The sequence below is a fragment of the Pseudomonas sp. UMAB-40 genome (assembly GCF_900095275.1).
GTDB classification, from domain to species: domain Bacteria; phylum Pseudomonadota; class Gammaproteobacteria; order Pseudomonadales; family Pseudomonadaceae; genus Aquipseudomonas; species Aquipseudomonas mandelii_B.
In genome coordinates this window covers 182366-195254 of sequence record NZ_LT607553.1, presented here as the reverse complement: position 1 = coordinate 195254, position 12889 = coordinate 182366, and the positions used below count along the sequence as shown (strand labels likewise).

Here is a 12889-nt window from a genome sequence, read left to right as displayed (position 1 = left end):
TTATGACTTTGATTTCATGCGCCCAGCCTGACCAGACTGATTAATGAAAAACTCGGCAAGCGCCGCCGGAGTTTGCTCGTATTGATTCCCTGGGTTCAAGCGGATCCACTCCGTTGCCGCTCGGGCTAGCCGCAATGAGTTCACTAACGTGAGTTGGTTGGCAACCCGCGCCACCGCCACCACCGCCGGGGAGACGTCCTCGATACGTTCTCCCGGATCAAGCTGTCGAACATTAGCCGGTGCGAAAACAATGAGCGCCAAGGCGGATCCCGCTGGTGTGATAGTCCCACTGACATCGATCCAGGGAACTTGGCTTCGAATCGCCAGAGCTTCTTCACAGTTTTCGTCTTCGACAGTTGCGCAGACAAGAAAGCGTCTAGGCAGCTCCCCCCTGCGCGTACGATCCGCAAGCGCAGGCAGCCAGAAACGGGCCCCAGATCGCTCAGCATGTTCGATAACGGCGAGTACAGTTGTGGGGGATTGTCCGCAGGCGATCTCCAGTCCGTGAGTAAGGGATGTCGGGAGTTGCGTGCCTGCACGAAGCCAAAGATCTTCGAAGGTAATGACAGTTGGGTCGGCCTCCAAGCGCATTGACCGCCCGGAAGACAACAGGGTCTCAGCAGTAAGAAGAAAATCCTGCGCTTCCAGCCCATGAATTACCGGTACTTCACCGGCCAGCATCAATGCAAGAAACTGGGACATTCGCTCCTTACCTTCTGGCGTAAGCAGCATGCAGTTCATGATGGCTTGTTGCATGTCCCCAACGCTAAGGACTGGAACGATCTGCGGCGGATTGAAACGCAGCACGGACTCAAGCTTAACGCTCTTCGGCACGTGGATAGAGGCAGCTTCCTCTTGGAGCCTAGTAATCTCCTGGACAGCTTGAGACTCAAGCGATCGAAGGTCCGACAGGTCAGATTGGCAGCCCTCCATTTGTGCGTTGAGGGTTCCCAGTTCGACGATGATCGACTCACGTTGCGCCGCAAGCATATCCAGGCCCCGCTGCAGGATATCGCGCTGCGTCTCAAGCTCACCCTCCATTTCCACTTTGCGAGCGGCAATACGGTCGTTCATCACCAGTAAATTGGACGTCTCATCTTGATTAAATTGAAGACTCAATGCTTCGCGCTGCGCGGCCTCCAGCAACTTTAATTCAGAATCAATCGCCAACAAACGCTGTTCGCGTAGCGTCGTAAACTCCCGCTCCAGCTCACCCGAAAGCGAGACAAAGATGGATTTTCGCTCCTGCTCGGCGATCGCTTGAGTTTCGCTTTCGAGACGAGAGCGCAACCTCGAGTCTGCCAAAAGCGCTTCAGTCAATTCCCCTAGCAGTTCTTTGTCAGCCATCAAGCGCTTAGCTAACTCACCTGATCTCGCGTTTTGCTGCGCCGCAAGGCTATCTACTAGACTCGCCCCTACCTGGCCGGTCGCCTCGTCAGCATAGCGTTTCAACCAATCTATAACTGTGTCAGCACGTGGGTCGTGAGCACCCGCCATAGCACGCACAATGCGCTTGATGTAATCCTCGTCAGGTGACCAATCTAATTCCTCAAGACATTCTCCCCCCCGTTTTAACTCATAGAGAAAAACGTCGGCATCATCTGACAGTACGCTATGCAACAACTCGGGGTCGTAGGCATACACGTTGAAGTTGCCACCAGTCGCCATACGGTACCGATTGTCTGATGAACGCACGAGTCCGAGCATGAGGATGCGGTCTTCGCTGTAGCGAATCACCCAATTGCCGCTATGACTCGGCCCATCCAAACCATCTACGGTCAAACGGCTGCGCAGCACTTCAAGACTTCCCGCATCCTGGAGGTCAAGGAAAGGCGTTAGGTGGCGATAGGTCGATGCCTTCCATTTCCCGCGAGGCTCTTTTTGAGCAACCTGGAAGCTAACCCAATCGTTCGGATGATATGCTGAGATGTTCTGTAACCGAACTTCCACCTCGCCCATCTTTGGAAAAATCTTTTGTGGATTATCGAGTAGCGACCATCCTTCCTCTGACCGGATGGCAACGACTTTCACAGCCATGTTGACATCATGTCGTTTTACACATTGCCCGATATACCACGCCAAGTTTGCCGCCATGGTTAACCTGATTCCAAATAAATACTAAAGAGTGGTTGAGCCGTTACGCCACTGTAGGCGTAAGCGACCTGAGGAGCGGCGAGCAATGCCAATAAGACTCAGTGCATCCTGCTGCTGCGCCTCGTGGAACGGCCCGGCGATGCAACCAGGAAGTCGCCTATCTAGCCAGCGAGCCATCTCGCCATTGGCAGGATAAATATATTCCCGGCCACAGGGCCCGCCATTGCGTAGCATTCGCCGGCGCGTTTCTGTAGCCAGTGCGTCAGGAAGTCCACCTTCGCACGCCGTGAGGACCATTAAATTTTGTTCAGAACTCCATTCAAACAACGGCTTTCGAGCTAGGGCATAGGCCGAGACAATGGCGGCAGTATGTGAGAAATAGTGATGTATGAGGCTGCTCTGTTCGATGCTGTAGACATCGTGATCACGCTCGCCGGTGTGAGTCAGGCGCACTAATCGTACGTACTCTTGGGTAACATCAGCAGATACAAAACGTCCTTTCGCCCAAGACCAGGCTCTAGTCTGTTCGTAGTGCAGGGCCTGATGCGGCGTTTCAACAAACGCTAGCGGTTTCTCGGATGGCGATAAGGGTTCGTTCTCGAAGCGCCAGCCGAGACGTTCGGCAATGGCTTTACCTTGAACGTCATGAGCACCGAACAGGGGCGCGGCCCAGTCAGTGATGCCTAGACGTCGGAAGGGAATCCCTCCCAGGCCTTCAACAGCCAGCTTGAAATCTTCAACCATTCGCTCACAAAGCGCGCCTTCCACCAACACTAAAGCCCGCCCATCGCGATGAGCTTCGATGATAACCGGCTCCCTCAATGTCCAAACGCGTCCTTTCCAACCGCTGCGTAGACGCGGCTCAACGATGCCTGCATCTCGCAGGCTACGCAAAAGCAGCCAAGGACTCATAACCTCGTCGGCACATCTGAGTAGCGCAATGATCTGCGCCTCCTCCCACCCACTTTGTCCGCTTGCATAGACTGCCTCCAAAAGATCTCCACAGGCGGGTTCACCCAACTCCCAGTCCAACGTGTCCTGGGTACTAACTTCAACAGGGAGTTTCTCCCCCACAATCCAGTCTCTCAATGGCGCCAATTTGTAGCGTGCGCCTGCGAGCATCGAATGTACGAAAGCATTGCGGACGAATTGCAGGCGAATGTTCCACGGAGCGTGCTCTTCGCCACGAAGCGTTAAAGGATGAATGAAGAAGGCACCTTCAATCGATTGAAGGGCTTTGAGCTGCCCCTCCTTGATTGTCAGCAAACAGTCCGATTCGCGTGGCAATGCATCACGTATCACATAGTCAGAGGTATCGGAATCGAGACTTGGAAAAAAGAGTGGCCGGCCCAGCCAGACCCCGTCGCTGCGAACGCCACCGGAGAGATACGGACGTACGATCAACTCCTGTTTGGAAGGAAATAGTTTTGCTTGTTTAAGCGCATCCTTGACCACTTCAAAGGTCAGAGGAATGGTTGTGACCGCCCAATCACCGCTGCCTGCAAGCGGCCCCAGTCGATCACCAATTCTTCGCTTATGCCTATCAGCAACAGCGACATGCAGGCCGAAAGCGGAATCGCAGGCCTCCGGTTCTGCTCGCCAGCGGCCCGCACCAACCAAGCGGAAGAATACAATTCCCAACGAGGCGGCGGTCGCCAAGTTTTCGCTGTGTTCAGCTCCGACTGCAACCAACGCTTTATCAAGAGAGGTGAAAGGCTCAGCCTCGCTTTGCTCACCGCAGTAGGAAAAAAACAACGCGCACTTATCTGCGTCGAATAGCATCTCGATCGTGACACTACTGCGTTTCGGACGGCCAATCAGAGTGGAAGCACGTTCCAGGAGGCGCCAGAAGCGAAGGTCGCCCAACGCGCGGCGTTGCAAGTAGTAAGCGCCTCGGAACTCTTCGAACGCATTTCGAAGTCCCCAGGAGACGCGATCATCGACCAGTTCTCTCGGAAACGCTGCAATGCTGATGTGCAGGTCTCGATGTGCTCCCGGGTGTTCCTGACAGAAGTTGGCTACGAGCTTCAGATCAGCCTTACTCGGAAAGGACAGATGCCGTGTATAACCTATGTGTGTCCAATTGCCGGGATTTGGCAAAATAAGGCGACGAAATGGCTCGCCAGCTTGAATGCGCTTGTCCAGCCATCGAACCAAACTCTCCCACATCAGCGCAATCCCGCGTAGGTTGGAAGCAGTAGTGTTAGCTCCCAACCATTTCACAAGTTTATGGCGATACTCTCCACTCTGAGGTGCATTACCCTCTAGCAGATTGTCGATCAACAACGTGAATGCGAGGTAAGAAAAGCAGTTGGGCACATTTTGATTTTCATAACGCTGAGAGCCGTCGCGAAGCGACCCCATCAATAGCAGATCGCGCGATAGCATTTTACGGAAAAGCTCTTCTACCTCTGCTTCGCTTCCACGCGCGGCACCGCAGGCAAGTGTCAGCGTGCTGGGAGTGACTTCGAAGGCCCGGATGGGGCTGGCATCGCCATCTGGACCAATCGCCAGAAAATAATCGACGAGCCGTTTCTCCCATGCGTCAAAAGTGCGCGGCAAATCCACTCTATTTCATCCTTGTCGACAACGTGACGCCCCTCAGCCTGACCGCCAACCGCATTTCCATAAGGCTGCGGAATTTTTTTTCGTAATGCGAACTGCTACGGCCTGAGATCGCCGTAATCGCGCCCGTAAAATGACGTACAAACTTTACGCCATTAGTCTCGATTTAAAAACGCCAGTTACTCGGATTTCGAATAAAGGTAGCTGGGTAACCTAGCACCGAAATGACCGTGGCGGATTTAACGCCCCCTCACTGACCTCAGATTCTCGAGTGAACCAGTCAAGCGATTGCGACCAACTGTGGTAGAGTTTCTTCAAAATAGCTCGCCGTGTTTTCCCGCGCAGCTAGAATTAACGGTTCAAGAAGTCGTTCGGCAAGAAAACGCACAGGGGGAACTGCTACACCATCTCCTATGACCTTAAATGCATGTTGATAAGCTTGAGGTAGTACGTAGGTATCTTCCAATCCCATCAATGCGGCGGCCTCCTGGATTGAAAGCAGGCGAGTTTTAACCTCACCATTCCCTGCCACAATTATTCTTGAACGAGAGCCCCCCCCTCTAGGTGTTCTTAGACAGCCCAAAACATCAGAGAAAGTTATCTCCGCGCGCTGCTTATTGATACTTCCTTCTCGACGCATTCGATAATAAAGGCTTCCAACACTGACAATATCAGCGGCCTTCGCCTGCTCAAGACGGGCTACATGGATAGGAGTCATCCTACTGATTATTTGCTGGGTTTCTTCAGGTGTATGCCACTCAACTCCTTCAAATTGAATAAGGTTTTGTAGGGCATTTGGTTTTAGCATTGGTACCGATCCTAAATCCCACCAGATCCAATCTGCATGTGCCTGTTGGGATAATGATCTGTACGCCCGCATTAAAGTCGGTGTGTGCCAAGACTCCGTTGCCATACCATGATCAAGGTTATGCGGAATATCGATTTCACGTAGGACAGCTATGATGAACACGCGAGGGCGAGACTGAGGCAAGAAGTGCTTGGTATCAATAATTACAGCACCGTAACGATAGCCAATTTCGCCCAAGCGTAAGCAGATCGCGGCGAAATCACGCCCTCCTTCGAGAGAGAGTAAGCCTACAACATTTTCCAGGACTAATAGAGGGGGTTGTCGCGACTCTTGGCGCAACTCATCAATTAACTCAAGAAAAGGCCACAAGGCACCCGACCTTGTAAATCCTTCGCTATTAGAGTTTCCTATCCCCAAACCATTCCCGGCTACAGACAGATCTTGACAAGGAAATGATGCCCAAGCTAAGTCACCATGGCCTTTCAAATCTTCTATTTTCACATCGTGAATGTCGCGCCCATCAAAATGATCTTCACCCCAATTCGTAATATACGCCGTAGCTTTAATACGATCCATATCGTTAGCAAATAAGCAATTCCATTCATCACCAAGCCCGGACCTGGCCATGCCCCCACCTGCGAAAAACTCGAAAAAACTAAATTTATCGCCAATATTTTCCTTACTATCTAACATCGATATGGATCTCAGCCTGCCATTCGTGATTTGAAAAAACCATATATAAATAGTCTACTACTCGATTATGGAACTCAGGAACGGCGAAGCAAGACGTCCTGTTCTTCGTTCCACTAGTTTACCGGCAAGCAGTATCTCAGTCGAACTTTGGTAATGACGTAAAAGACGGCGAGCCTGAGTGCGAAGCGTCTCAGAAACCGCTTCGTCAGAAGGTAGCTCGACTAAAAAATCTCGGATTTGAATTAGCGATCGCGTACGCTCACTTGGCATCGTCATTTTCTTCTCCATAAGCATTGGGAGGAAAGCTCACACCACCCTGACCGGGCTCAATAAAATCCATTACCACCGATGCCTGTGAGCCTACACCTAAGGCTGCCTAAAACAAGCCTCAAACTTTTCTTCCACATTGTGAGGTTTGCGGATCTTCCAAGATTTGAGGTGCTGACAGTTACTGCTACGTCGAGGGGGAGGCACACGATATTGGCCAGGTTGCGACAGTATTGCGCGCGGAACTGGGCCCGATAAGTCACGGTTTACAGTTATGATGGTTCGTCACCTACTGGAGTTCGAAATGCCAAGGCTGTGCCTTGAAATCGCAGAGCACACCGAGCACGGAATGATGAGTTCGACGCTGGGAACATGAAGCCGTATTGGAGGAAATGCAGCTTCGACTGAACAAAGCACCGGAGATGATGCGTGTCCGAAAACGGACGGTTGCGGGCATCTTAACGTCGTGACCAACTTCCTTTCCCATTCAGCGCGCTGTCTCTTGCCTCCCCTCGGACTATTCGCTAGGTTTCATACAGACCGAAATCATCGAAACATCACACCTGTTATCTCAGACTTCCTGATGCATCAAGGACGAACGAGCCTTCACGCGACGGCATGCGCAAGGATATCTGCATGAATGAAATAGCTCACCTCGAAAATCTGCTCGCTATACCCTCCCTGGCTACGGAAAGGCTTGCTGTAACCAGCACAACGCTCGACGCTTTGTTCAAGGCGCAACGAATTCCTGCCATTGATGGCAGTGAAATATTCGGCCGCTTACATTTGCCGGAGTACCAGCGGCCCTATCGGTGGGAGCCAACGCAGTTGGCTCGACTGCTCGATGATTTACGAACCTTCTTCTCAAATGGTGACCTTCCAGATTTCCAGCAGCCCCATGATTTCTATCTTGGCAGCATCATCTTGCATCAAGAGGGTGGCAATGCCCGCCAGCGCGGGAGACTGAACATCATCGATGGCCAACAACGGCTCACCAGCTTGGCATTGCTGCACTACATGCAACATGGCAACAAAGGCGCACCGGACTTGCGCTACTCATCCCCGGAAAGCCAGAAGCGCATCCGCCGTAACCTGGCATGGCTAGAACAACAGACGCTGCCTTGGATTGACTTCACTCGAGTCAACATCAGTCTGGTCGTTACACGCTCGGAAGACGATGCCTACCGCTTCTTTGAAACTCAGAACACCAGTGGGGTGCGGCTAGGCGGCGCGGACATCATCAAAGCTCACCACCTGCGCACTATTCCCAATGCTAACCAGGACGACTATGCGAGAGCCTGGGAGTCGCTCCATGATTTGAAACCCTTAGTTGCCACACTGATGAAGTCCCGCCACTGGCAAAAGCTACGTTGGAGAAACGTCGCCAGTGATCGCGACCCTTTGGCAGAGCGCAATGAAATCGTCCATGAACTGGCAGAGCGAACCCAGGCCGGGGGCCCAGACGTCGCCTACCGAACCGCGCGGATTGAAACCGGCGCGGATGGTGCAGTCAGTCAAGTGACGGAACCCGGCTATGACATGCGTCAACCGCTGAGTACGGGCGTAAACGCCATTCGCTACATCGAATACTTTCATGATCTGCGCGAATCGATACTCGGGCCGATGAAGAATGCAGCACCAGGATCCTTCGAATCTCTCTACAACCGGCTATCGGTCGACGCAGGCGGGAGCGTGTTCTTGAGCAGAATCTATGACTGCGCCATGCTGCTTTACGTCAATCAGTTCGGCAAGGCCAGGATACTTGAGGCCAGTTTGTGGCTGTTCCGGATGGTTTTTTCGCTGCGCTTGATCAATGACGTCAGTGTGCGAGAAGACGGCGCCCAATCATTGGTACGCCAACAACCTGTGCTCGACTGGATCGCCACCAGCCATAGCCACGAGCAACTGATGGAATACCTCCGCGCTTACAAGTACGTAGCAAGCCCTGAAGGCCTTGATCGAAATAGTATCAAAAAGCGGTTTATCAAATCGGTGGAGATCACAATGGGCCTGGAACTGCCATGGGAAAATGTCTCCGACATCCCTGCCGTATATGACGCACGGCTACGTGAAGCAATTGATCGCTTCTGCCTGAAGACCACCGCACTTCAAGGAAACAACCCATGAGCGCCCGCGTCCAATCCAAGGTTCAAACGCCGGCAACGCTTTGTCGCGACCACACTGCCTTGGTGATCCCTAGCTATCAACGCCCATACGTGTGGCCTAGTGATGACGTCGTAGGCCTGCTGAACCAGATCATCGATGCCTGCCTGGCCGGTGAGCCGCACTATTACATCGGAACAGTAATCACCAGCCACTCAACCCCCAACACCCACTCAAAAGCGGTGATTACTTATGAGTTGATCGATGGCCAGCAACGGATGACCACATTGATGGTTTTGGCGCTGGCTTTCATTGAAGTCTCACCCTCTACACCGCTCAAAGCACTTACGGTGCTAGGCGCAGCGCCACGGCTGACGTTTAAAATTCGTGAAGAAGTGCAGGCTCAACTTAGCGTGTGGGCGGGCTTGCAGCCAGACACCGAGCAGGATGAACCCCTGAAGCCAAACCCTTACCTCACCCACCTGCGCGCGGCCAAAAAATCAGCAACCGACCGATTGCAAAAGCTCCTAAAAGAGCAAGGCGAGCAAACCCTTTCAGCCGTGGGCAGCTTCATATTCGAGCGCGTTAAATGGGTGAATAACATCATGCCCACAGGCATGGATCTGAACAGGTTATTTGCAACCCTGAACACGAGCGGGCTGCAACTGGAGCAGACGGACATTCTGAAAGCGCGCCTCATGGACAAGATCATCCAAAACAAGGCCTGCTATGAAGGTATCTGGCAGGCTTGCGAGGACATGACCGATTACTTTGAGCGAAACCTACGGGGCGTTTTCAAAGACGCCAATTGGGGGCAGTTAAAATTTACAGAACTCAGCGAGTATTCACGGGATAACTTTTTCATTAGTCGCCCTGCTGGTGGCCGCGATGTAGGCCGCTCAATCAGTGAAATCGCGGCTCAAAGACTGACAGAAGACGAGCACTCTCCCAAGCAGAGGGACGACAACCAAGAGCGTTATCAGTCGATAGTGAGCTTTGGCTTGCTATTGATGCATGCGTTTCGCATCTATCAGCATCGGCGCCAGGCTAACGATATCTATGAGCGCCTGAACGACAGCCGTCTCAACAAGTCTTTTGAGGAGTTTGTAAAGCATGCTGATGCAGCGCAGGCCAAAGATTTCCTCGAATGCCTGTGGCAGGTTCGCTATCAATTTGACCGATGGGTGGTGAAATGGGTGCGTCTGGGAGAGGATGATACTCGACTGCTGCGAGTCGCCTCCGTCGTAAGACAAAGCAAAGGGCAGTGGCGGTACGACCGGACGTTCGCGGACACAGCCTCTAGTTTGAGCCAGCTTCAAAGCGTGCGTTATTTTACCGGCGAGCGCAGCGCCCAGTATTGGCTCACACCATTTTTAGGAGCACTTGTAGAACAACCAAATCTGAGCGAGAAGCAGGTATTGGCCCTGCTTGAGGGTATCGACAACCAGCTCTCTCTTACCAGTCATCCGGTAACGCAGAAGGCGGCAAGTTACTTATTGCTGTCGAGTGAAACCGCTTACCCGATGCCAGTATCAGCAAAGCTGGACTACCTTCGCAAAGCTTTAGGTACAGGGTTCGAGCATTACTGGTTCCAAAAACTGGAATACATCCTTTGGCGTGAGAAGCTGCAGCTTGCATGCTTCAACGGAGATAAGGTACTCAGCTATAGGATCGCATCAAAAAATTCTGTGGAGCACGTACACCCGCAAAACGAAGAGTTCATGAACGAACTGCCGGAGGGTTTGCTGCATAGCTTCGGCAACCTTGTGCTGCTCAGCCCGGGCGAGAATTCGTCGTACAGCAACTTGGCGGTCATCAAAAAACAGGCGTCTTTCCGCGCGAAACCGCACTTTGACTCCTTGAAACTCGCCCATATGTTTCATGTGTTGGGTCGTGGCGACGACTGGGGAGAGCACCAGATCCGAGTACATGAAAACGAAATGCTCGGGCTGATCGCCGCACACTATGAAAAATAAGAGGCAATAAGGCAGATCGGAGGCTAACAGCCTCCGCATCATGCCAACGCCACGCTAGAACGCCGTCTGCAGCCGTCATAGTTTCCAAGCTTCAGGCAACACTCCTGCCGACGCCGTTACTAGCGGCGATACGTTTATAAATTGACGTGAACGTTATCGAGCAAATCATGCCTAGTAGGCTCAGGCTAAAGGACTGCGCCGCTTTCGGCCCAGAGAATGTAAAAGCGCTTCGCCAAAATTGAAGTGTGTGCGCCTACGTCAAATCTGAAATTTATCTGCATGTCAGTAGGATGTGGATTTGCGTAGAAGCGCGATTTCCTGTCCGGTTTTGAATACCTGTCGCGCTGAAAACGTTTTTACACACCCTCGGCCAACTGCAGCCCTTCGGCAGCAACTGGACAGAGGTAGAGCCGCTTCGCAACCTGATAGCGTCTTTGTTACAGTGCTCTTAGAATTTTTAGTTTGTTAAGGATTAATTATGCAGTCGCTGAGTGAGTTTGGTTTTGAGCGAAACCTAGAAGTTGAAAAATCCATTGATAGAAAAAACATAACACTGGGGATCTCTGCTGAAAGTTTACGCGCCTATTTGGATGTACTAGAAGAGTTTCTGAGTAACTACTCGAAGTCCGGTGATGCTCCCTCTGGGCGAGCATTAGCCGATTTTGTAAAGTATGACAAACTAAGGATGCAGGAGTGGTTGAAAAAGGCACTATCGCAAGAAGAACTCCACTACTTAGAAACATTTGAAGCTACTCGATCGACAATAAGAGAAACTTTATCAGGGCGAACCTATGGACGATGGGATTTTATTTATCACATGCTAGATGTGGTGGAGGAGACATGTTGTCATCGGTCGACTCGCGAGGTGATAAAAAATTCGGTAGTAAAGAAGCTAGAATCGTTTCGAGGGATTGGGTTTCAGGTCTTTGAGACACGAGATGCGTTAATTTTTTATCTACCTGGGCATCAGCACGTAATTTACATAGCGGATGAAATTGGCGATTACAAACAAAATTTCAATGATTGCTTAGTGTCGATAGTCGTTAATTATTCTGATATCGCTCCATTACACAAAGACATTGCTCGCCAGGTAAACATTTATAGCATCTCTGTAAAAAACGAGAAAGGACGCTTTGAGCGAGTCCGCACTTCAGACCCTCTTGATTGGTGCGGAAGCAAATTCGACAAATTAATTTATCAAATTAACAACTCACGTGAAGAAACTACTTGTAAGGATCGGTTGCTGGCGGAGTTGTCTGAGTGCAAGGAGGGATTAGATTTTTTGAGGCGCGATAAATCGGCCTATTCATACTACCAAGAAGACAGACTTGCTTTGGATGATTTAAAAAAGGTCAGATCAAAAATATTGAATTGTGCCGCTTACACTCAGAAGCTTAGTCTGAGTTTTGTTACGCCCGAAATTTCGACTCAATTATACTCGATTGAGAGAACTCTAAAATTGGCATTCAAGTCTATGGTACAGCGCCTTGAGTTGCATCGAGACATATTCTTTTCTTTAGGAGAGATAAAAAGAAACAATACACTTTATGTGGCCTCAGGCATGAGAGGAAAGAAAATTGAGTATGCTTTCGGCGAGGAAAATCTTTCAGCCATGCTGGCCAGCAATCTGAAGTGCATGCATTCTCGAGCCAATAATATTTCGGTTTCTTGTGAGGCGCTTGTCGGCAATGGCCGGTCCGATATAAAAATCATCCAAGGTTCGATGGCAGTTGCTGTCATAGAGTGCAAACTGGCTAGGGCTGGCGCCAACGTCTCAGATAAAGTCGTTGACGCTATCGACCAACTATATGCCAGATATAGTGAAAATGAGTATGCGGATGCTGGAGCAGGCATTCAACTCTATTTCATCCTTTTTTCTCACGACAAAGATTTCAGGTCTATAGCGGAATCGGTTTCTGAATCTCTTGAAGGGTACGCGCGACGCAACAGTCTAGTTTACGATCTGTTAGAAAGGAGTGAGAACGGTATTCGATTTTCTTATACTGAGAACAGAGGGGAGAAATTTGCTACTAAACAAAGAACTATAAATTTGATAGTGTGCAATCTGGAAGTAGAGTTTCATGCACGTGCTAAAATGAGAAAAAATCTCAAAAACTACAGTCCGTTGGCAGATAATTTTTAGATCTCTACGACATATTTTTAAATCCCACTGACAATCGTTGCGGCGACTGGTCTCTTGCGATGATCTACCGATGCCTATCGGTGTGGTTTGGAGGCCATACCCCCGGAGCAGCTCGGCGGCACATCCCCGAGCGCTTTAGTCTCCGACTGACGGTCTTCTAGCAGTTTGAAGACCGGCGCAAGACGCCTCACCAGTGACGGCCCGCAATAACCAGACACATTGACATACCCGATAGTCATA

The 12889-nt window shown here is 51.0% G+C and carries 7 protein-coding genes and 1 pseudogene; 4 read left to right on the top strand and 4 right to left on the bottom strand.

The window, feature by feature from the left end:
* The 4 genes from K0F88_RS05560 to K0F88_RS32245 all read right to left on the bottom strand — a co-directional run bounded on the left by K0F88_RS05560 (position 1) and on the right by K0F88_RS32245 (position 6430).
* Entirely contained in the window at positions 1-2037 is a 2037-nt protein-coding gene (locus K0F88_RS05560) for a hypothetical protein (RefSeq protein WP_257605190.1), read from the bottom strand.
* Between the two features lie 81 nt (positions 2038-2118).
* A complete protein-coding gene (locus K0F88_RS05555) occupies positions 2119-4662 on the bottom strand; it encodes a hypothetical protein (protein WP_219094498.1) in 2544 nt (847 codons plus the stop codon).
* A 277-nt stretch (positions 4663-4939) separates the two neighbouring features.
* Positions 4940-6160 carry a DNA cytosine methyltransferase gene (locus K0F88_RS05550; RefSeq protein ID WP_219094496.1) on the bottom strand — a complete coding sequence of 407 codons (1221 nt, stop codon included), beginning with the start codon at positions 6158-6160 and terminating at the stop codon, positions 4940-4942.
* A 57-nt stretch (positions 6161-6217) separates the two neighbouring features.
* Entirely contained in the window at positions 6218-6430 is a 213-nt protein-coding gene (locus K0F88_RS32245; protein ID WP_306823108.1) for a BPSL0761 family protein, read from the bottom strand.
* A gap of 287 nt (positions 6431-6717) precedes the next feature.
* On the opposite strand from K0F88_RS32245, the pseudogene K0F88_RS05545 reads away from it, so the two are divergent.
* The 4 genes and pseudogenes from K0F88_RS05545 to K0F88_RS05530 all read left to right on the top strand — a co-directional run.
* A pseudogene (locus tag K0F88_RS05545) lies at positions 6718-6876 on the top strand (IS5/IS1182 family transposase); the annotation flags it as partial.
* Positions 6877-7063: 187 nt separating this feature from the next.
* Positions 7064-8554, top strand: coding sequence for a DUF262 domain-containing protein (locus K0F88_RS05540; protein WP_219094494.1), 1491 nt, complete (start codon positions 7064-7066; stop codon positions 8552-8554).
* Positions 8551-10506, top strand: coding sequence for a DUF262 domain-containing protein (locus tag K0F88_RS05535; protein WP_219094492.1), 1956 nt, complete (start codon positions 8551-8553; stop codon positions 10504-10506). The genes K0F88_RS05540 and K0F88_RS05535 overlap by 4 nt, the downstream gene beginning before the upstream one ends.
* A gap of 478 nt (positions 10507-10984) precedes the next feature.
* Positions 10985-12649, top strand: a complete 1665-nt coding sequence (locus K0F88_RS05530) for a hypothetical protein (RefSeq protein ID WP_219094490.1) — start codon at positions 10985-10987, stop codon at positions 12647-12649.
* Positions 12650-12889 lie beyond the last annotated feature (240 nt).